Source organism: Shewanella sp. ECSMB14102 (assembly GCF_000813075.1).
Classification (GTDB): domain Bacteria; phylum Pseudomonadota; class Gammaproteobacteria; order Enterobacterales; family Shewanellaceae; genus Shewanella; species Shewanella indica.
The window spans coordinates 65592-86567 of sequence record NZ_JWGX01000015.1; the positions used below are offsets into that span (position 1 = coordinate 65592).

The 20976-nt window shown below is 52.8% G+C and carries 14 protein-coding genes; 4 read left to right on the forward strand and 10 right to left on the reverse strand.

Going from position 1 to position 20976, the window contains the following annotated elements:
• Positions 1-9 precede the first annotated feature (9 nt).
• From RC73_RS06405 to RC73_RS06435, 7 genes are all read right to left on the reverse strand, one after another.
• Positions 10-1008, reverse strand: coding sequence for a DmsE family decaheme c-type cytochrome (locus RC73_RS06405; RefSeq protein ID WP_039033873.1), 999 nt, complete (start codon positions 1006-1008; stop codon positions 10-12).
• 58 nt (positions 1009-1066) lie between these two features.
• A complete protein-coding gene (locus RC73_RS06410; protein WP_039033874.1) occupies positions 1067-3046 on the reverse strand; it encodes an OmcA/MtrC family decaheme c-type cytochrome in 1980 nt (659 codons plus the stop codon).
• Between the two features lie 310 nt (positions 3047-3356).
• Positions 3357-5495 (reverse strand): OmcA/MtrC family decaheme c-type cytochrome, encoded by a 2139-nt coding sequence (locus RC73_RS06415; protein ID WP_039033875.1) that lies wholly within the window; start codon positions 5493-5495, stop codon positions 3357-3359.
• A 302-nt stretch (positions 5496-5797) separates the two neighbouring features.
• Positions 5798-7984 (reverse strand): OmcA/MtrC family decaheme c-type cytochrome, encoded by a 2187-nt coding sequence (locus RC73_RS06420; protein ID WP_052248033.1) that lies wholly within the window; start codon positions 7982-7984, stop codon positions 5798-5800.
• 95 nt (positions 7985-8079) lie between these two features.
• Positions 8080-10011, reverse strand: coding sequence for an OmcA/MtrC family decaheme c-type cytochrome (locus tag RC73_RS06425; RefSeq protein ID WP_052248034.1), 1932 nt, complete (start codon positions 10009-10011; stop codon positions 8080-8082).
• A gap of 19 nt (positions 10012-10030) precedes the next feature.
• The gene (locus RC73_RS06430) at positions 10031-12142 is read right to left on the reverse strand and encodes an MtrB/PioB family decaheme-associated outer membrane protein (protein WP_039033876.1); all 2112 of its coding nucleotides are present in this window, start codon (positions 12140-12142) and stop codon (positions 10031-10033) included.
• 10 nt (positions 12143-12152) lie between these two features.
• Positions 12153-13136, reverse strand: a complete 984-nt coding sequence (locus RC73_RS06435) for a DmsE family decaheme c-type cytochrome (protein WP_039033877.1) — start codon at positions 13134-13136, stop codon at positions 12153-12155.
• Positions 13137-13564: 428 nt separating this feature from the next.
• Here RC73_RS06435 and RC73_RS06445 point away from each other — a divergent pair, with 428 nt between their 5' ends.
• The 3 genes from RC73_RS06445 to glnS all read left to right on the forward strand — a co-directional run bounded on the left by RC73_RS06445 (position 13565) and on the right by glnS (position 17925).
• Entirely contained in the window at positions 13565-13804 is a 240-nt protein-coding gene (locus RC73_RS06445; RefSeq protein ID WP_039033911.1) for a FeoA family protein, read from the forward strand.
• Complete coding sequence (gene feoB / locus RC73_RS06450) at positions 13797-16091, forward strand: Fe(2+) transporter permease subunit FeoB (protein WP_039033879.1); 2295 nt, start codon at positions 13797-13799, stop codon at positions 16089-16091. Before RC73_RS06445 ends, feoB begins: the two co-directional genes overlap by 8 nt.
• Before the next feature lie 163 nt (positions 16092-16254).
• Positions 16255-17925: a glutamine--tRNA ligase gene (gene glnS / locus RC73_RS06455; protein ID WP_039033880.1), complete on the forward strand. Its 1671-nt coding sequence runs from the start codon at positions 16255-16257 to the stop codon at positions 17923-17925.
• A gap of 63 nt (positions 17926-17988) precedes the next feature.
• On the opposite strand, the gene RC73_RS06460 is transcribed toward glnS, so the two are convergent.
• Positions 17989-18585 (reverse strand): Yip1 family protein, encoded by a 597-nt coding sequence (locus RC73_RS06460; RefSeq protein ID WP_039033881.1) that lies wholly within the window; start codon positions 18583-18585, stop codon positions 17989-17991.
• A gap of 187 nt (positions 18586-18772) precedes the next feature.
• Here RC73_RS06460 and miaE point away from each other — a divergent pair, with 187 nt between their 5' ends.
• Complete coding sequence (gene miaE, locus RC73_RS06465; protein WP_039033882.1) at positions 18773-19537, forward strand: tRNA isopentenyl-2-thiomethyl-A-37 hydroxylase MiaE; 765 nt, start codon at positions 18773-18775, stop codon at positions 19535-19537.
• Between the two features lie 155 nt (positions 19538-19692).
• Here miaE and RC73_RS06470 read toward each other — a convergent pair whose 3' ends face one another.
• Together RC73_RS06470 and RC73_RS06475 are read right to left on the reverse strand one after the other, a co-directional pair.
• On the reverse strand, positions 19693-20430 hold the full coding sequence (locus RC73_RS06470; protein ID WP_039033883.1) for a UDP-2,3-diacylglucosamine diphosphatase: 738 nt from the start codon (positions 20428-20430) through the stop codon (positions 19693-19695).
• A 10-nt stretch (positions 20431-20440) separates the two neighbouring features.
• On the reverse strand, positions 20441-20935 hold the full coding sequence (locus tag RC73_RS06475; RefSeq protein ID WP_039033884.1) for a peptidylprolyl isomerase: 495 nt from the start codon (positions 20933-20935) through the stop codon (positions 20441-20443).
• Positions 20936-20976 lie beyond the last annotated feature (41 nt).

Consider the following 20976-nt stretch of genomic DNA (forward strand, 5'->3'; position numbering starts at 1 on the left):
CCCGCCTCCTTAGCGTTGGAACAACTTGCCGGATGGATGGTTGGAACCATGGATCTGGCTGTGACAGTTCAGGCAACTGCGACCACCGGTAAAGGCGTTGTCGTTGACCTGAGAACCCATGCCTGTGTTACCCAGATAGGCACGGCTGGCGTGACCATCGCTGGCGTGACACTGTTGACACAGTTGCGGCGCACGGGTCTTCAGCATGCCATCGTTAACACTGCCGTGTGGGTTGTGGCAAGTGACACAATTCTCAGTGACGGGTGCATGCTCCCAGAGTTTTGGGCCGCGCTTCTCCGCATGGCAACTGTAACAAGTGTCATTGACTGATGCCTTGTTCAGATCGGCGTCTGTGGTGCTACCGTGAGGATTGTGACAGTCGCTGCACACCATCTGTGCCCACTTCAGCGGATGGCTGGAACGCTTGTTCATATCAGCCTTTTGCTTGGTGTGACAGCTGGTACAGACTTCCATCTCAGTGTTCTTGGAGAGCACTGGGTCTTTGGCGGTATGCACGCTGTGGCAAGAAGCACAGGCGACATCGGCATTGTCATGGTGACCGCCGTTCCAGGACATACGCTTGTCATCCTGGTGACAGGAAAGACAGACGCTGTTCTGCTTGTCGGCCGCCAGGGTTGAACCCTTACCGAAGGTAATCATGGGTTCGTTACCGCCACGGTTGTGTTTGCCCATAGGGCCGTGACAGGCTTCGCACTGAAGTCCGGCCATAGGACTCTTGCTGGAGTCGATGGCGCCGTGAACCCCTTTGAACAGGTCCATGACTTTCTCTGACTTCTTGTGGCACATCAGACAGGAGTCGGCACCCTTGGGAGAGTAGCTGCCTTCGGCAAACTTCTGATCCAAGGTAGCTTCCACTTCTTCCGGGCTCATTTTGGCGTCCCACTTGGAGGCGTGAGCCACCTGGGTGATACCAAAAGATAACACTGCCGTCGCCAGCAGGGCGCTTAGCAGTGTTGGTATATTTTTGCTGATTCTCATATTAGGCATCCTTAATTTGTCCAAACCCTTGAAAGACGGGGGAGGGGACTCCCCCGGCCTGGGCAAATTACATCTTCACCTGAGTGTGATCTGCGGCGGTTGGCTTGTGGCAGTAGAAACAGGTTTCCAGCTGCGCAGCCTGGTTGGCAGCGGTGTAATCACCATCTACCACAGCGCCGTAGGCTTCCAGTTGCTCCTTGGTGTGTACCATGTAGTCGCCACCGACAGTGTGACAAGAAGTACAGGTAGCTGTGATAGGCGTGGTGTACATTTCTTTTGCGGTTGCCAGAGCGCCTTTGTTCTTGAAGGCGTCAAGATTCAGGTCGTTGTGACAGGCTGAACAGTTGCCACCGATCAGGCCGTGAGCCTTTTCAATGTGGGTCTTGTGCAGTTTCATCTCCAATGCGCCTTTGTTGGCACCGCTGGCGTATGTACCATCAGGAGTATGACAGGCCACACAGCCATCAACACCGACGGTGAGCTTACCGTTTACTTCGCGGCCCAGCTGTTCTGTCATTACAAAGCCTGAGTGGTGGCCTTTGTGCAGTTCGAAGGTGTCACTGTGACAGCCTTCACAGGTAGCGAAGTCCACTGAGTCGATATGACGGTGACTAGGTGCATCACCTGACTTGGTACCGAAGGCCAGTTGAGCTTTCATGCTGGTAGTGGTAACACCATCGGCGCAGGCGATGAGCTCGCTGCCTTGGCTGCACATTTCCAGACCGATAAAGCTGAAGGCGGTATCGGCATCACCGGCACCGAAAGGCAGGTCCTGAACGGTGAATTGCAGCTTGCCGTCAACCAGGGTCACGGCATCTTGCAGCTGGCCGTCTTTAACCAGATCTTTGGCGACCTTGGCTTTACCGCTTCCAGGGCTTTTGTTGTAGCCCATGACAGGGAAGTTAGGGCCCACGTTGGTGATGGTTTCCAGACGCTTGATCTTGGCAAGTTCCTTGTTGGCATCCAGCGCATTGCCGGCCTTGTCCAACAGGGTCACAGTCAGAGTGGCACTGTTGTCGGCGCTGCCGGTCAGTTCGGCGGCCAGACCGCGCTGAGCGATAACGGCGCGCTTATCAGCGGTTACACCTGTGTGCAGCTCTTCTGTCCACTTGCTGTTGTGACAGGCGATACAGTTGGAGTTGTCGGTTTGTTGGCTGTGGCCTTGGCCTGCAGCAAAATCTATGTTGCTGTGGCAGCTACCGCAACTTGCAGCAGTAGGCACTTTGGACCAGTTGCCCCAATCGGGCGTCAGCTCGACATTGGTGTCGTTGTGACAGGATTGGCAGCTGTTAAGCGCATCCAGCCCCAGGTCCTTGTGCTTGGCGTGAATAAGGGCATTGAACTCTTTTCCTTCACCAACCCGACCAGGAGTGTGGCAAGTGGCGCAATAGTTGACGTCAGGATAGGCACCTTTATGTTTGACGTCGGCCAAGTCACCGTGACAGGTATTACAGCTATCAGTACTCACCAGCATGCGGCTGTATGCGGCAGCACCTGAGTTGGCACTGAAGTCGACGAAGGCGTTGCTGTTGGGGATCAGAGTGCCGTCAGGCAGTGGTGTGTTGTAAGCGCGCAGCAGTACCCGCTGGGCCAGCTCAGGGTTGAAGCTGATGCTATCTTTACTCAGTTCATTGAGTGTCTTGCTGAAGGTGTAGCTGTAGCTACCGTTTTTGTGGTCAACGAAAGTACCTGCGCAGCTGCTGCTTACAGTGCAGTCTTCGTTGCCGAAATACTGCCACTGAGAGGCGTTACCGGCACCGGTTGCGCCTTCCGGCAGCAACTGAGCGGCGGCGAAGCGGAACTTCTGCAGGCCAACTACCGGCATATCGTCTTCGTTGGTCACGGTAAATTCAACCGTTGGGATACCGTCTTTGACAACGGCCTGCTCAAAGCTGAAATGCAGTGCTTTGATTTCGCCAGCCGGCTCGCCGCCTGGGTTACCTGGATTACCATCGTTGCCATCATCGCCACCACAGCCACCTAAGGCCAGAGTAGCTGCACTGGCTGCCAGCAGCAGTGCGATTCTGGTTTTTTGTGCGTTCATCATCTTGTTCCCTGCAATAGTGGAAGTATCTGGTTTAGGGAGTGGTTGATTTGAGTCAACCAAATTGATTATGTAATTGGCCCTTAACCCGATACCGGAAATAGGATTTCCCCTTGAAAAGGCTAACTCAAGCAGGGCCGAAAAGCTGCATAACTGGTGTTAATGTGTGACTTGGATCTTTCTATTTATAAAGAGGTATTTGAGCTGGTAGGAAAAACTTAATCTCGATCAAAAAAACGCTGTTTTTTAATTCGATTTTAACAATTTGGCAGATAAAAAAAGAGAGGCCGCAGCCTCTCTTTAGGGTTAAGTTTTAGTGGCTGAAGCCCCAGTTGGAGTGAGCTTCCAACAGCTGGGAGTCTGTATGACAGGTAGAACAGGCTTCTTGGCCTTTCTGGGCGTCATAATCACTTGCAGCTACACCGTGGCCTGTACCTATCACACCACCATTGGTCACTATGTGGTTGATAGTGGTATCACTCAGGCCGTATGGCGGCTGGTGACAGCTGGCGCAGGCGGCAGTCTGTGGTGATACCAGAGTCTGTTCTGTGCCATCGTCAGTCTTGCCGAAGGCAACCGGAGCGGCATCGGCGGCAATTTTCTTCAGTGAGAAGCCGTCTTTACCGTGACAGGTCTGACAGTCTGTCTTCTTGAAGAAGCCGTTGTCTGAGCTGTCATACAGGTAGTGCTTGGAGTGCACTATGTACGCCAGGTTGGATGAGCCGTCACCCTTCTTGTCGCGGGTTCCGTTATGGCAGGAGGCACAACCGTCGATGTCGTTGGAGAAACGGTGCTTGATGGCAGTAGTGTGACACTGCTGACAAGCTGTCATTTCGGCATGTTGCACCCTTGGGGTATCGTTGACTTTGCTGCCATCCAGATTGAAGTAAACCGTGTCAGATGGCACGTAAGGGCCGGAGTTAGGGATAACACCGTCTGCGATTGGCTCGCAGTCGGCTACAGCGCCTTTGCCATCGAAGCAGACATGCAGCTGGCTGCTCAAGGCCACTTTGACCTCAGGTGTACCCATGACTTCGGCTACTTTAAAGTCGCCATCGCTGAAGGTGACATCTATGCTGCCGTCGGCGCCTGCACTGAAATAGCGATAGCCAACTTTTTGGTAATTAACCAGGAAGTCGTCTTTGACCACGCCGTTGAAGACGATGGCGCTGGTGTCACCACCATATTTATATGGGCTGGAGTCAATCTGCGCCAGCGTCACATTGGTGTCGCCGTGTTTGACCGTCATATTGGCCGTGATTGTCTTGCTGGCCTCATCATAGGTCATGCTATTGAAAATGACGCGGGTCTTGGCGGCCTGGGCACTGTCGTTGTTGCTGTAGTGAGCGCGCTCGGCACCACGGGCACCATCAGGATCATTGTGGCAGGAGACACAGTTCAGTTTGTCTTCTTTAATCTGGTTGTTTTCTGCATCCCAGTGCCAGGAAGGCACGGCATATGGGCTGTTGTGACAGTTCAGACAGGTTGCGGAATCCTTGTCGGCTTTCCAGGCATCGGCCATCGCCAGGTTTTCATCTGGTTGGTGGCAGGTCTGACAGTTGCTGGCTGATTGCGGGAAAATACCGTTGTAGAAGGCATGACTGTGCACTTCGTGTGCCATGCCTTTGATGGAGCCATCGAGTTTGTGGCTGCCGATCACTTGGCCATTTTCGTCCTTGTCATCCTTCATGTAGCTGTTGTAGTCGGTGTGACAGAAGGTACAGCTTTCCAGAGTGACGTGTTTGCCGCCGTGCATAGCCAGTGCGCCATCATGACCGGGTCTGTGACAGCTTTGGCAGGTTTCATCGGCGATAATCGGCTTGGGTTTGGCCTGAGTAGTATCGGAAGAGGGTTGCCAGTAGAAGAAACTGTTGTTAACCAGGTTAACGTTGGCTGCATTGGCTGTCTTGATGCCAAGATAAATACCGTTGACCATGTCGGCCTTGTAGTCGTATTTACCCAGAGTATCTATGGCTTTGTTCAGTTTCAGTGTGTAGGTGCCGTCCTGATTGTCGGTCAGACAATCTTCACAGTTTTTACCCTGGAAGTAGGAAGAGCCAGTGTAGAAGCCATCACCTTTGTCTTTGTTAAAGTAGCTCAGCCAGATTTCTCTCGCTTGGCCTTCTTTATCGGTCAGACCTTCAATCTCATCTTCGCTGCCGACACGGCCGAAGGAGACTGCACCTATGTCAGTGTTTTTCAGACCAAAGACGGCGGCGCCGTTGGCATCAGACAAGCTGAAGTTGATTGTCAGGAAGCCGTTAGTGTCTACAGACGCGGAATTAATCTTGGATTTCAGCGTGTTGACTTTGCTTATAGGTGTGCCGACAGGACCTGGCTTACCTGGTTCGCCATCTGAACCGTCGCTGCCACAACCGGCCAGCATCAGAGACAGCAAACCGGCACCCAACATCGCTTTCGTCGCGGCATTGAAATTAAACCGTTTCATCATGATATTTCCCTGCAAGTGATTTTAATCATCACTAACCAGAGGTTAAATAAGAATAAATCTCATCAACCATGGAAAGTGTGTGGAATTATTTTTCCAAGGCCAAGGCTACCCAAGTGGTGGGGATTAATCAGTCACTTTAGATGGGTTATGTGATTAAGATCCGACTATTTCTTTAGGGGTATACCGCTAGATCAAAAAAAGTTAATCCTGATCAAAAAAACGTGTTTTTTGAAAGAGTTTTTAACGAATTTTGCTGCATAAAAAAGGGAGGCAAAAGCCTCCCTTTGGTAGCAATGTTGAGTTTAATTGCCGTGTGCGTTCATCAGCTGAGCCGGGGTGTGACAGGTGGCACAGGCCTCTTTGGCACGGTTACGGACATCGGCTTCATCCATGCCATCCAGAATACCGCCGTTGGCCTGAATATGCGATTTGGCGGCATCACTCAGGTACTGTTGGTGGCAGCTCAAACAGGAGCCGGCATCTGAGGAAACCCAGATATCCGCGCCGCCATTGCTGATGTCACCATAACGCCAGACGCGATCCGGTGACCTACCCAGAGTGATACCTGTGACGCTGCCGGAAGACTCGGCATGACAGGTGGCACAATCGGTTTTCAGCACAGTGCCGGACTTAAGCCCTGCATACTTGAGGAAGTGGCCCTCACGCTCGTGTGCCTTCCAGGCGAAGCTTGAAGGGATTTTTCCGCCGGGATAATCGGCGTCATTACGCAGTGTCTTATCCGGTGTATGACAGGTCTGGCAGTTGACGCCATTGTCATAGTGATGGATCTCCTTGCCATGACAACTCTGACACTTGGTCGGATCTATGATGGCGCGGCGGGCCATGGCATCCATACTGCTGTCGACACCATTGTTACCCCAGACAAAGCGGTAGGGCTCCTGCTGGATAGCCACAGAGCGAACTCCATCGGTTGCGCAGTCCGTCAGTTGAATATCGGCAACACCATAACCGCCGTTATTGAAGCAGGCTTCCAGTGCCGACCAGATTTCAAAGCTCTTGCCATCCGGGCTTGCCGGCATATCAAACGCCGGAGTCAGAGTATAGCTCTTGCTGGTGGCGTCAAAGCTGCCTTCACTGAGACGAATACGGCGCTGGCTGTAGGAGGCTTCGTTATAGGCAGGGTAGTCCTTGTCTATATCCCAGCCGACTATCATACGGCTGCTCTGATCGATAAAGCTTTGCTCCATGGCGTTACCGTCTTTATCCAACACCTGCACTTTAAAGGTCATCTTGCCGGCGTTGCTGCTGACCTCCAACACCTTGACGCTCAGCTCTGCCGCCAGAGTGTAAGCTTGCATCACATCACCGTGGCGTTTGGCTGCGCTGCCGGTACCGTGATAGGTATTGTCAGTGTTGTGGCAAGCCATACAATCAGTGCTGGAGTGGTGGGATGAAGGTTTTTCCGTGTGACAGGCGACACAGGCAGTATTGCTTTTCTCGGCCTTGAATAGGTCGGCATTGGCCGGAGCGCCACTGCCTTCCTGGTGACAGACGCTACAGTCTGAAGCCGGTTTACGGGGGAAGCCGACCACACCATAGTCGTGGACGCTGCCGCCATAACCGACAATCTTGTATGGCGCCGGCACTTCGTTGCCGTCGGCATCATAGGTGTGACGTTCTGCGCCGCGGTGAATGGCGTGGATCAAATAGGTGAACTCCACGCTGTTACCCGACTCAGGATCTCCTGAGGTCGCAGTATGGCAGGAGGCGCAGTTTTCCAGCGCTATCCGCCGTCCGCCGTGCAGCTCCAGGCTGTCCGGTTGGTGACAGGTGTAACAGGCATCTATGGTGACTACATTGCGGGTCTGAATGCCTTCTGTCTTGCCGCTGGACGGTTGCCAATCATAATGGGCATTGGCGGTAATTTGAGGTAGTTTCAGTTCCAGCGTGGCCCTTTGAGTGGCATCGGCATCATAAGCTATGGCCAGCGGCTCTGTGACTTCGGCAATATTGACCTGATAACTATAGCTATAACTGCCGTCACCATTGTCGACCAGGCAGGTCTCGCAGGCGCTGGCGGCTTCGACTCCAGCCTGATACTGAGGCGATGGACTGAGGTTGTCCACCCCATCGGGAACCGATGATGGTTGTTTGAGGCTATTGATATAGGCTTGCCATTGGAATCCCCAGTCGGCTTCTCTGGCTTCTTCGCCTTCACCTATGGTTTCGGTCACATGTGTCAGCTGAGCGATACCAAATCTGAGGTCATAGTCTTTGTTCAGACCCAGCACTGCCACACCATTGGCGTTGGTCAACATAAAGTCGACCGTGACCTTACCTGCTTCCACTTTGGCGTCGGTAAACTTGACCTTGAGTGTCGGAGTGGCATCGATATTCACTCCGATCACGCCGTCCTTACCGTCTTCGCCATCCTTGCCGTCACTGCCACATGCCATCAGCGTCAGCGACATCAGAGTGGCCAATGCCAGGCGGGTATGCCCTTTAACCAGTCTTGAGCTTTTCATCATTATTTCCCTGCATTGCTTTGATTGCACGACTGAGCCAGTGTTTAAATACCGGCTCTTTCCTGTTATTGCCGCCCTTAAAGGGCGGCTTATTGTTGTTACTGAGCGATAGGATGCACCTTGGTGACATCGGCCAGGCCACCCTGCCCATGACAGGTGACGCAGCTTTCCGTTCCTGCCTTGGCATCGGCTTCAGCGCCTTGGAACACGGCCCCTTGTTGTGTCATATGGTTGCGGGCACCATCGCTCTGGTGGCAGTTACTGCAGATTGCCGCCGTGGGGCTGGTGAAGCTGCCGTCATTCAGGCTCAAGGGTTGCACCGCCGATTTGAGCGGCAGCGCCATACTCAGCACGCCATTTTCATCTTTGCTGTGGCAGTGAGCACAGTTGCCTATGTTCCCCGGGAACTGCAGCGTCTCGAATCCTTCGTAGCGTGCCGAGTGCAACGCATGGATCAGCTGTTTGAAGTCGGCGCTGCTCGCTGATGGATTGGCAGCAGTGGCATCGGCTTGCATATTGGGGTTGTGGCACAGCTGACACTGACCGGCCAAGTCGTTGCGAGCACCGTGGAAGTTCAATTGCTGATCGCCATGACAGCTGCCACAGGTTTCGTTGCTGACCACCTGGCGTCTCCCGGCCGTAGTGAGCCCGGCCATGTTGAATGACTGGTGGCTCGACTTGATAACCAGCACACTGGCGGCGTTGTCACTGCAGTCGACCAGCATGCCTTGGCTGGCACAGACGCGACCCTGAATCGCCAGGGTACCTGCATCGGCTTCACTGCCGGCGGGAATGGTCAGTCCATCCAACTGATACTGATAGACACCATTCCCGCCGGACAGCGGCGCCACTTCATGTACCCTAATTGAACGGGCAGAGCGGGTGGCGTAATCAAAGCTGGTGCCCCAGTTGGCATAGACTCTGAGATCGCTGACAAACACCTGTTTTTCGGCGCTGTCGTTATAGGCTGCACCTGTCTGCGGGTTACTCAGCTTGAGCGAGAAGCTCAAACTGGTGCCGCTGACACTGGCGTTGGTGACCTCGGCCTTGAATTGCCCAAGGGCCACCAGGTTCTCCTGATTGGCGTGGACTTCACGGGTCCAATCCGGATTGTGGCAGGCGACACAATTGCTGTTATCCGCTTGCGCCGGGTGACCTTCGCCTTTGACGAAGTCGATATCGTTATGACAGCTGCCACAGGACTCCATAGTTGGCACCCGGAACCAGTTGTGTTGTTCGCTGAGGGTTTCGTCCTCTTTATGACAGGTCTGACAGTCAGACAAGGGTTTGGGGAATCCGGCCAGGTGCTTGGCATGGATCATTTGCGGGAAGATGTTTTCCGGATTGCTAACCCGAGTGGCATTGTGGCAGGTGACACAGGTTTCCACCTGGTTATAGTTACCGCCGTGAAACGCCAGGTCATTGTGACAGCTGTTACAGGTGTCGATGGAGACAATGTTGCGGCTGTAGGCCGGAGCACCCGCAGGTGGCTGCCAGTCGTAATGGTCATTGGTTACCGGCAATGCGGTGCCATCTGCCAGCGTATCACCACCGAGTTTGATCACTACTCTGTGAGTGGCGCCGGTGATTTCAGCTATCTCATTCATACCGTCGAAAGGGGCACTGAAACTGTAGGAGTAGTTGCCATTTTTATGGTCAACATAGGTGCCAGGACAGCTGCTGGAGCAGGTCTCTGAAGTGAAATACTGCCACTCACTGCTGTTGCCGGCCCCACTGCTGCCTTCCGGCAACAACTGCGCGGCAATGAAGCGTCCTGAGGGGATACCTACTACCGGCTCATCATCCTGATTGGTGACCCGGTAATCTACCCGGGTAATGCCCTCTTCTAGGGCCGTTTCCTTGACCTCAATATTGAGCTTACTGATATTCATTGCCGGTTCGCCGCCCGGTTCGCCGGGGGTTCCCGGGTTGCCATCATCACCACCGCAACCTGAGAGAGCCAACATGGCGGTCAGCAGGGGCGCGCCTAGGTAAAACAGGGGAGTTTTTGGGGTGTATTCCTTTGACATCGCTCTTCGCCTCTTGCTCTTATAGGGAGTAACTCAGTGTCAGCCCCAGATAGTGGGCGTTATAGTCCTGGCCAAGATCTCCAAAGCTGAGTACGTTGGGGATGCTATCCGGGGTTAATCCCTGATTGAGCCAGTCACTGTCCTGATAGTGTTCAAACAACCAATCCAGCCTCAATGCCATCTTGTCGCTGAAGTGATACTTGGCAAAGGCGTTGAAGGTATGGCGACGTGAATAGTAATCGCCGTAATCCAGAGTGAGCCCCTGGCTGACATCCGTCTCGCTTTCGCCTTTTGAATATTGCCAGTCGAAGCCCAGATCCAGTTGTTTATCCAGCAATTCGTTATAGTAGATGCCGAACCCGGCGACTGTGCTGCTGTCGCTGGCACGGCTGTACCAACCGCTGGGGCCAAAAGAGGCTGAGCCGGTTTGATCTGTATCCTGCCAGTCCTGATTGAGCCAGGCATTGAGGCCAAACTGGGCTGAGAATTGATAGTTGCCACTGAGGCCGTAGCCCCAACTGCTGACTTCATCCAGGCCGATAAGCGTCTCATCGTAGTCTTGCTGCTTATGATTCAGCGCCAGGCTGAACGACAGGGCATCGCTGAAGCGGTAATCGTTTTGCAGTCGCAACAGGGTTTGTTTTCTATCCGCCAGCCAATACTGACGCATCCAAGGATTATTGGGGCTTTGGCTCAGCTCGGATGTCTGATAACTGCCGCCACTGCGCTCACTGAGTTCACCTTTGAACCACAACTGCCAATCGCGGCTGGCACGCAGGTTCAGCTTGGCAAACACGCTGGATTGGAACAGGGATTCGCGCGCCAGATCGCTATAGCTGTGGTGCTCATACTCGTAACCTGCGTCAAGAGACAGGGCGCGGGTAAAACGGTAGTTGAAGGCGATATCGGCTCTTTGGCGGGTGTGGTCATAGGCCGCGGGCGTGGCGCTGCCCTGGTGCCAGCTGTCACTGCTCACCTGCGGCCACTCTTTAAGTTGTGTCTTGTTTTCCCGGTCGCGATAGTCATAACCACCGCGAACAGACAAGCCTCTGCTGAGGCGAGCGGCATACTTGAGTTTGAGTTCCAGCACATCGACCTGCATGTCGCCATCGATTGCGGGCAACTGAGGTGAAGGACCATTGATGGTGGCCGGTAACAGCGCCTGATCCTGAGTCATGCGGGTGAATGCCGTGTGCATCAATATTTGATGTCCGGCCTCGGATAACTGCAGATCGGCGCCGACTCTCAATGCCTTGTTATCCGGATTGTCGGCGAGTTGGCCATTATAGGCGGCCCCGAATGTGGGAAAGAAGGCGTTTTCCCAATAGAGTGCCTGATAGTCGTTACTGTATTGGCTCAGGGTCGAATTGAATCCGGCCAGCCAGCCCTTTCCTTTGAAATAGAGTTTGGCTTCAAGCTCGTCGGTACTGTCATCCACTCGGGTGGCCAATGCCATGGAGTTGGTAAGAAAGTTGCCGTTGGTTTGGCGGGTGCCATCGCGTTGCTCGTGACGGTAATTGAGCCCCGCCTTATAAAAGCTGCCCAGGTAATGGGCATCCAGCGTGAAGCGATCCCGCTTCATTTCCAGTCGCTGGCTTGTCAGGCTGTCATAAAGCCCAGGCATTTGCGAAGTGAGGGCTGCTGCTTGCCAGTTGTCCGGCAACATCAGTCTGTTGTCCTGATTGATATAGGGGCTCATGCCATTGTCCGGGCCGAAGTTGGCCAAGGCGCGATAACCAAGACGGATATCAAATTGGCCGGGTCTTCCCATGCTCAGGCTGGCGCTGCCGGTGTCGTAGCCCAGTTTGTCGGCTTCAATGTGAGTGCGGTAACCCCGCTCACCATAAAAGACGACATCGCCGCCAAGGTGCCCGGTGGCGCCATCGGCATCTGTGCCACTAGTATTGGCAAACACAGCATTGTCGCCGTCATTGTAGGCCACACCGGCTTCAAGTGTGCCGCGGCTTTCCTGTGGCAACTTGCACTGGCCGCAACTCCACTTGTCCTGTTTGAGCTCGGTGCGATTGACCTGTTGCAGCGAATAGCCACCGGCCCAGGCAGGCTGCATCACGCAGGCTATGGTGAGCGCCAGCAGTGACAGTTTCATCTGTGTCTGTTTCTCGATAACCATACTCAGCTCCTTATCGCTGCAAGAGTTTGCCGGATGGATGGTTGGAACCATGCACCTGGGTGTGGCAGTTCAGGCAGGAGTTGCCGGCGTTATAGGCGTTGGGCATCAAGCCGGTTTGCTCATTGGCCGGGAAGTAGGCTCTGGCTGCATGGCCGTCGGAGGCATGGCACTGCTGACACAACTGAGGCGGTTTGGCCAGCAGCATGGCTTCGTTGACGCTGCCATGAGGGTTGTGACAGCTGGCGCAGTTGTCTGTAACCGGAGCGTGTTCCCACAGCTTGGGCCCACGCTTCTCGGCGTGGCAGCTGTAACAGTTTTCGTTGACCGTCATCTGTTTCAAGCTGGCATCCCCCAAGCTGCCGTGAGGATTGTGGCAGTCGCTGCAGACCATCTGCTCTGTGCGTATCGGATGAGCGGAGCGTTTGTGAATGTCGGCACGTTGCTCTGAGTGACAACTGCTGCAAACGGCGACTTCGGTTTCACGGCTCTGGATGGGATCCTGGCCTGTGTGCACTTGGTGACAGCTGGCACAGGAGACTCCGGCGGTGTCGTGGTGGCTGGCACTCCAGCCCAGGCGTTGTTCATCCTGGTGGCAACTGAGGCAGACGCTGTTCTGTTTGTCGGTCGGTACCGGCGAGTCGGCACCAAAGGTGATCATCGGCTCCTTACCACCGCGGTTGTGTTTTCCCATGGGGCCGTGGCAGGCTTCGCATTGCAGATCGGCCATCGGAGATTGAGCAACATTGGGGTTGCCGTGGACACCATCAAAAAGCGCCATCACTTTCTGGTTCTTTTTGTGGCACATCAGGCAGCTGTCAGCACCCTTGGGAGAATATTTTCCTTCAGCAAACTTGGCATCCAGAATGGCTTCAACCTCGGTCGGATCCTTGTCGTCCCATGGGGTGGCTTCGGCCACAAAGGCCAACAAAAACAATAAGGGGAGAGCGCAACCCAACCCCCAAAGGTTTGGTTTACTCGAGTTATCCATTTTCATCATTCCATCCTGAGCGCGTTCATTGCCGATTTATAGTTATTGGGCATGCTTCAGTAATTTACTGAATTGCTAATGTTAAAGAATAGAGCAAAAAAATGACAAGGCGATAACTTTTTAATGATGCTTATGTATAAAGAAGGCTGATTTAAAAAAGAAAACAACAAAGTGTGATCTGCACCACATTTTGTTGTGCCGCTCTTTAAGCTGAAATTGGGATCTGAAGCAGAAAAATACCGGATTCAGTTTCGGTTATTTGCGCTTAAGCGGTTTATTCCCGAGCGCTTTTGTCTCATAATAGCCAACACAATTGAAAACTATTATCGTTACCAGTTGAAAAGCTTGATCCAGATAAAGTTCTTATTTGACGGTTTCAGGTAAAATCGAATCATTACCCGCATGCTTGCATGCTGTTTTCAGTGGTAGAGGCAATGAAGTTAAGTGAATTGAAACCCGGTGATCGCGCCATGATTTCCGAAGTTGGCCATCTGGATCTGCCTGCAGTGGTCAAACGCAAGCTCCTGTCCATGGGGATCACTCCAAATACCCGTTTTTCTTTGATCCGTCGAGCTCCCATGGGATCCGGGTTGGAATTGGACATCCGCGGCAGTAAGTTGTGCATGCGTCAGGATCTGGCACAGATTATAGAGGTGGAAAAGGCCAATGACTAAGCAGTTTCATTGTGTCACTGTCGGCAACCCCAATGCCGGTAAGTCGACATTGTTCAATGCCCTGACAGGTGCCAATCAACAGGTGGGTAACTGGTCCGGGGTGACAGTTGAAAAGAAAACCGGTCACTTTTCGCTAAACGGTGATGATGTCTTTCTCACTGATTTACCCGGCATTTACGATCTTCTTCCCGCTGGCAACAACTGTGATTGCTCGCTGGATGAGCAGATTGCCCAGCAGTATCTGGCCAGCCAGAAAGTCGATGGCATCATCAATCTGGTAGATGCCACCAATATCGAACGTCACCTGTATCTGACAGTGCAGCTGCGTGAACTTGGCATACCCATGGTTGTGGTACTCAATAAAATGGATGCGGCGGTCAAGCGCGGCATTCGGGTCGATACCCAAGCCATGAGTCGAGAATTGGGTTGCCCTGTGATAGGCGTGACTTCTAGAGAAGCCCAAGACGTCGAGCGGGTCAAGGAACAGGTGATAGCACTGCTGGAAGGGCGGGTTTCAGAGTCGCCTTTGATGCTGCAGTATGATGCCACTATTGAAACCGGCGTCACTGCCATTATGGGCAGTGACGCTCAACTGAGTCGTGGCCGAGCCTTGGCTATGTTGGCTAATGGTCTGGGTTGTGGTTCCTGTCAAAACAATTTACTCGATGAACAAGTCTCCAGAGTGACAGATCAATTGACACTCGAAGGCAAAGATATAGAGATCATGGTCGCCACAACACGTTTTGACTTTGTCGAGCGCGTTTACAAGGGTTCTGTCAATGCCGACGGTCAACTGACCTTGAGTGACAGACTTGATAAGTTGGTATTGCATCCTGTATTGGGTATCCCGGTATTTTTGCTGGTGATGTACCTGATGTTCATGTTTGCCATCAACGTGGGCAGTGCCTTTATCGACTTCTTCGATATCAGTGCCGGTGCACTGTTTGTTGATCATTTCGGGGCCTTGCTGACCAACATAGGTGCTCCTGCCTGGTTGGTGACTCTGCTGGCCGGTGGTATAGGTCAGGGTATTCAGACGGTATCGACCTTTATTCCGGTTATCGCGGCGCTGTTTTTGGCTTTATCTGTGTTGGAAGGCTCCGGCTATATGGCCCGTGCCGCTTTTGTGGTTGACGGTTTGATGCGTCGCATCGGCCTGCCCGGCAAGGCTTTTGTGCCCATGATTGTTGGTTTCGGCTGCTCTGTGCCTGCCATCATGGCGACCCGCACCCTGGGTAGTGAACGTGAACGTATCGTCACGGGTATGATGGCGCCCTTTATGTCCTGTGGTGCCAGATTGCCGGTATACGCCTTGTTTGCGGCGGCTTTTTTCCCTGACTCAGGTCAGAACCTGGTGTTCGGTCTCTATCTTATAGGTATTTTGGCGGCGATAGGCACAGGCCTACTGTTGCGTAATACCTTGCTGCCAGGGAACAGTAGTGCCGTGGTGATGGAGCTGCCAAGCTATGAAATGCCCAAGCTAAAAGCTGTGGCTTCCCGCACAGGTAAGCGTACCAAGAGCTTTATTCTCGGCGCCGGCAAGACCATTGTGGTCGTAGTAACACTGCTTAACTTTATCAATGCCATAGGCGTTGACGGCAGCTTCGGCCATGAAGACAGCCAGGAATCGCTGCTCAGTGTCGCCAGTCAAAAAATCACCCCGGTGTTTTCACCTATGGGGATAGAGGAAGACAACTGGCCGGCCACGGTTGGGATAGTGACAGGGATCTTCGCCAAAGAAGCGGTAGTGGGTACGCTCAATAGCTTGTATAGCACGGCTGATGGCGGTGATGGTGAGCTTACTCCTTTGATGGACAGCTTCTCCGAGGCGCTGGCGACCATTCCGGCCAATCTGTTCGGCATAGTGATGGAAGATCCGCTCAAGTTGTCTGTGGGCCATGTTGAAGATAAAAACCTGGCTGCCGAAGAGCAGGGGGTTGATCAGTCAACATTCGGGGCGTTGCAGGCAGGGTTCAGCGGACAATTGGCGGCCTTCTCCTATCTGCTGTTTATTTTGCTCTATACCCCTTGTGTGGCCGCTATGGGCGCACTGGTGAATGAGTTTGGCAGTCGTTGGGCTACTTTCGCGGCTACTTGGACCTTTGCACTGGCTTACGGCAGTGCCACTGTGGTCTATCAAGGTGCGACGTTTGCCGAGCATCCATTGCAGTCCAGCGCTTGGATTAGCTTCTTTGTTCTTGCCCTGATTGGTTTCTATATGTGGCTGAAGCGCAAAGGCCGCAAGACCCAAGAGATTATTCCGGGTATCAAGATAGTGACTGAGTAAAGTCACAAGCAAGAAAGCAGCCTTTGAGGCTGCTTTTTTGATCACGGCGCCGGGTTTGACGAAGTGCGCCGCAGTTTTTATTCTAGAAGGATTGTAACCGGGCATGATCTGTAGGATCATGCCTCTTTTCGTTAGACTGCCATTGTTCGCAAAGAGGAATTTCATGAGTCATGTGGACACCGAAGTACGTCCAAGTAACTTCATTCGCAATATCATAGATGAAGATTTGGCGAGCGGTAAGCACACCAATGTGCACACCCGTTTCCCACCAGAGCCTAATGGCTTCCTGCACATAGGTCATGCTAAATCTATCTGTTTGAATTTCGGTATTGCCAGGGATTATCAGGGCCAGTGTAATCTGCGCTTTGACGATACCAATCCGGAAAAGGAAAATATCGACTATGTGAATTCCATTAAAGCGGACGTGCAATGGCTGGGCTTCCAGTGGGCAGGTGATATCCATTACTCGTCAGACTACTTTGATAACCTCTACGGCTATGCCGTTGAGTTGATCAAAAAAGGTCTGGCTTATGTGTGTTTTCTCAATGGCGAGCAGATGCGCGAGTATCGCGGCACTTTGAAAGAGCCGGGCAAGAATAGCCCTTATCGTGACACCGGCGTTGAAGAAAACCTGGCGCTGTTTGAAAAGATGCGCGCCGGTGAGTTTAAAGAAGGCGAATGTTCACTGCGGGCCAAGATAGACATGGCATCACCTTTCATGTGTATGCGCGACCCGGTGATCTACCGAATTAAGTTCGCTCATCACCATCAGACGGGTGATAAGTGGTGCATCTATCCCATGTACGACTTTACCCACTGTATTTCTGATGCGCTGGAAAATATCACTCACAGCCTTTGTACGCTGGAGTTCCAGGATAACCGTCGCCTCTATGACTGGGTGTTGGATAATCTGGATGATTTCAAGATCCCCAACCGTACCCGTCAGTATGAGTTTTCACGCCTGAATCTGGAATATACCCTGATGTCCAAGCGTAAGCTCAACGAGCTGGTGGTGCGTCAGTTGGTTAATGGCTGGGATGATCCCCGCATGCCGACTATCGCCGGTCTGCGCCGCCGTGGTTACACCCCAGCCTCCATCCGTGAGTTCTGTGATCGCATCGGCGTGACCAAACAGGATAACCTGGTGGAAGTGGGCATGCTCGAAGCCTGTATCCGTGAAGAGCTAAACGACAATGCCCCAAGAGCCATGGCGGTTATCGACCCGGTTAAGGTGATCATTGAGAACTATCCAGAAGGGCAGTTGGAGCATGTTAGTGCGCCGGTGCATCCCAATAAGGAAGAACTGGGTAATCGTGAGCTGGCCTTTGGCCGTGAACTTTATATCGATGCGGCCGACTTCCGTGAAGAAGCCAACAAGCACTACAAGCGTCTGGTGATGGGCAAAGAGGTGCGTCTGCGCAACGCCTATGTGATTAAAGCCGAGCGTTGCGACAAGGACGCTGACGGTAAGATCACCACCATATACTGCAGTTATGACCCTGAGACTCTGGGTAAAAACCCTGCCGATGGCCGCAAGGTTAAGGGCGTGATCCACTGGGTCGAAGCCAGCAGCGCTGTACCTGCCGAGTTCCGTCTCTATGATCGCTTGTTCGTTGACGCTAATCCGGCCGCGGCAGAAACGGTGGATGAAGTACTGAACCCGGAATCTTTGGTGGTTAAGCATGGTCTGGTTGAAGCCGGTCTGGTGCAAGCAGAGGCCGAAAAGGCCTATCAGTTTGAGCGTGAAGGTTACTTCTGCGCCGACAGCAAGGACTCAAGTCCAGATAAGCTGGTATTTAACCGCACTGTGGCATTAAGAGATTCATTCGCTTAATACTTCGAGGATACAGATAGAAAAGGCGCTCATTGAGCGCCTTTTTCATGTCAGCCGCGTTTACTATTGCAGTATTGGGCCGAGTCCCATGCTCCAGAGGATCACACTGCCGGCCATCAGCGCCACCAGGAGCACCAAGCCTGCGGTGACAACAGAGCTGGCATAGATAAAGCCTTTTTCTTCGGGAATGTTCATTATGATAGGGACCCCGGTATACAGCAGGTATACGGAGTAGCTAAGACCTATCAACCCTATCACCATAATAAACCAGAGTTCAGGGTAAAGCGCCGCCAGCCCCACCATAAACAGCGGCGTGGCGGTATAGGAAGCCAGTTCCAGACACTGGGTAAAGTCCGGGTGGGCATCAAAGGTTTGGCCCATCCAATAGGCCAGGTAGGCGAGGGCAAATACGCCGAATACCAGGCTACAGTACATACCGGCACACATAAAGAAGCCGCTTTGTGCCGTTAGAAAAAGAGGTTCGCCGGCACCGGGATTCCAGCCGATGTGCACAGCGGCGATATAACTGCAGATAGAAGGGATGAGCGCAATGAGTAGCAGGTGACTGAGACAACTTTTCAATGCCTCATGGTTTTGTTCTATGGTTTGCCATTCCTGTTTAGGATGGGTATATAACCCCATTAAGTGATTCAATACCATTATAATTATCCTTATTCCGCTTTGACTTTTGCTCGTCAAACTGCAGACGAGCGTTTTACCGCTCTGAGTCTATTTATTGAACAAAAACGGCGGGGCGTCAAGTTTGCGCGCCGAGAGGCTGTGGGCATAGCATTGGCTTGCTGGTAGACTTGGCGACCTTGAAAACTCTTGTGGAAGCTTGACCTCAATGCAGCAGTTACTCGCCCCTGTAAAAGAATTCCTGGCCTGTGAAACCCCGGACAGCTGGATAGCAGCTGCCAAAGAGGAGCATAGACTGGCCGAATTGCTGATAGATCATTGTAATTGTGAGCTTAAGGCGGCGCAGACGGCGATGTTTTTGGTACGCAAGTATGCGGTGGACAAGCAAAGTGGCGAGCAGTTGCTCACCTGGGCCAAGCCCTACGAAGAGTTTGTTTATCGAAACGACAGGGATATGGCGGCATTTCTGGCCAGAGAAGTGAAGAAGAACGAGTTGATTGGTGAGTTGACACCCAGGGCGGGGTTCACCCATGGCCCTGAACTTATCGCCAAGATGATCCGCCTTATCAAAGAGGAGTTTCATCACTTTGAACAGGTGCTGGAGCTGATGTTGGCGCGCAATATCCCATACAGCAACATCCGTGCCGGCCGTTATGCCAAGGGGATGATGAAGCATGTTCGCACCCATGAGCCAGCGACTCTGATAGATAAACTCATAGTGGGCGCCTTTATCGAGGCCCGCTCCTGTGAACGTTTTGCCAAGCTGGCACCCTGGCTTGATGATGAGCTTAAACGTTTTTACATTTCGCTGCTGCGTTCTGAAGCGCGTCACTATCAGGATTATCTTTCATTGGCCGAGGCGATTGCCGGCGAGGATATCAGCGCCAGAGTGGCTTATTTTGCCGAGGTGGAAGCCGAGCTTATTCTAGCGTCGGATGATGAATTCAGGTTTCACAGCGGCGCGCCGCTTTAAACTACTCGATGTTGCGCCAATACTAGGTAAATGCAGATGCCGACAGGGTCGGCAGCTGAGACTGATTGGATGGGTTTTATCGGTTACCAGGGCAGGCCAGATTCAATGCGGGCCGACACAGCCACACAGATAAAACTGGGGCTGAATGAGCTCAACTAAAGTCGGCTCTGTTGGCTTTTCTCTATAAAAGGCAGGCTGGTCAGTTCTATGTTCTCGGCACTGATACTCAAGACACTTCCCTGCTCATACCAGTCTCCCACCACCAAGCGCTGCTTATTAGCCACTAATTGATGGATATCCGGTCTATGGGTGTGACCGTGGATCATCAACTCGGCGCCGGTACTGGCAAACAGTTCATCCACAGCACGCGGCTCAACATCCATTATCTCAATACTCTTAAGCTGATTCTGCATCTGGCTGTTTTGCCTGAGCTTGGCGGCAATATTGCTGCGGGTCTTTTTCGGCAGATGGCGGTATATCCAGCGGGGCAATGCCATATTGCGAAAACGGCGAAAACGCTGGTAGGCCTTGTCCAGAGTGCAGAGGCTGTCGCCATGCAGCAGCACTGTCTTGTGGCCATAGAGCTCCAGTCGATACACTTCGGGCAGTAAGGTCATCCCCGCTTTGGCGGCGTATTCTTTCCCCAGCATAAAGTCGCGGTTGCCGTGGATAAAGTATACCGGCAGGGTGCGGCTGACTTCATAGAGACGCTCGGCCAGCGCCAGGGCAAAGGGCTCAGCCAAATCATCACTGACCCAAACCTCAAACAGATCCCCCAAAATATAGAGGGCGTCGACCTGTTCAAGACAGGTATCGAGGAAGTGATAGAAGGCGTTGAGGATATCTTGGCGATCGGCACTTAGGTGCAGATCGCCGATAAAGAGAGTGCGCATTCAGAAGTTATCAGTCAGCTATGGTCACTTTCTCGATGATCACGGCTTCCAGAGGCACATCCTGGTGCATGCCGCGGTTGCCAGTGCTTACGCCTTTGATGGCATTAACCACGTCCATACCTTCTACCACCTCACCGAATACACAGTAACCCCAGCCTTGGATTGACTCGTTTTTGAAATCCAGGAAGGTGTTGTCGTTGACGTTGATAAAGAACTGCGCGGTGGCGGAGTGAGGATCAGAGGTGCGGGCCATGGCTATGGTTCCTGTCTTGTTTGACAGACCGTTGTTGGCTTCGTTACGCACAGGGGCATTGGTAGGTTTCTGTGACATCTGCTCGGTAAAGCCGCCACCCTGAACCATAAAACCATCGATAACGCGGTGGAATATAGTGCCATCATAGAAGCCTTCCTGGGCGTACTTGATAAAGTTGGCCGCAGTCAGAGGGGCTTTTTCACTATCCAGCGCCAGTTTGATGTCGCCGTGGTTGGTGTGCAATGTAATCATGATCGGATCCTCAGGATAAATTTTGTTGGCGGATTCTAACT

Coding starts and splice junctions, on each gene's coding strand:
- RC73_RS06405 (WP_039033873.1), bottom strand. CDS start 1,008: ATGCCTAATATGAGAATCAGCAAAAATATACCAACACTGCTAAGCGCC.
- RC73_RS06410 (WP_039033874.1), bottom strand. CDS start 3,046: ATGATGAACGCACAAAAAACCAGAATCGCACTGCTGCTGGCAGCCAGT.
- RC73_RS06415 (WP_039033875.1), bottom strand. CDS start 5,495: ATGATGAAACGGTTTAATTTCAATGCCGCGACGAAAGCGATGTTGGGT.
- RC73_RS06420 (WP_052248033.1), bottom strand. CDS start 7,984: ATGATGAAAAGCTCAAGACTGGTTAAAGGGCATACCCGCCTGGCATTG.
- RC73_RS06425 (WP_052248034.1), bottom strand. CDS start 10,011: ATGTCAAAGGAATACACCCCAAAAACTCCCCTGTTTTACCTAGGCGCG.
- RC73_RS06430 (WP_039033876.1), bottom strand. CDS start 12,142: ATGGTTATCGAGAAACAGACACAGATGAAACTGTCACTGCTGGCGCTC.
- RC73_RS06435 (WP_039033877.1), bottom strand. CDS start 13,136: ATGAAAATGGATAACTCGAGTAAACCAAACCTTTGGGGGTTGGGTTGC.
- RC73_RS06445 (WP_039033911.1), top strand. CDS start 13,565: ATGAAGTTAAGTGAATTGAAACCCGGTGATCGCGCCATGATTTCCGAA.
- feoB (WP_039033879.1), top strand. CDS start 13,797: ATGACTAAGCAGTTTCATTGTGTCACTGTCGGCAACCCCAATGCCGGT.
- glnS (WP_039033880.1), top strand. CDS start 16,255: ATGAGTCATGTGGACACCGAAGTACGTCCAAGTAACTTCATTCGCAAT.
- RC73_RS06460 (WP_039033881.1), bottom strand. CDS start 18,585: ATGGTATTGAATCACTTAATGGGGTTATATACCCATCCTAAACAGGAA.
- miaE (WP_039033882.1), top strand. CDS start 18,773: ATGCAGCAGTTACTCGCCCCTGTAAAAGAATTCCTGGCCTGTGAAACC.
- RC73_RS06470 (WP_039033883.1), bottom strand. CDS start 20,430: ATGCGCACTCTCTTTATCGGCGATCTGCACCTAAGTGCCGATCGCCAA.
- RC73_RS06475 (WP_039033884.1), bottom strand. CDS start 20,935: ATGATTACATTGCACACCAACCACGGCGACATCAAACTGGCGCTGGAT.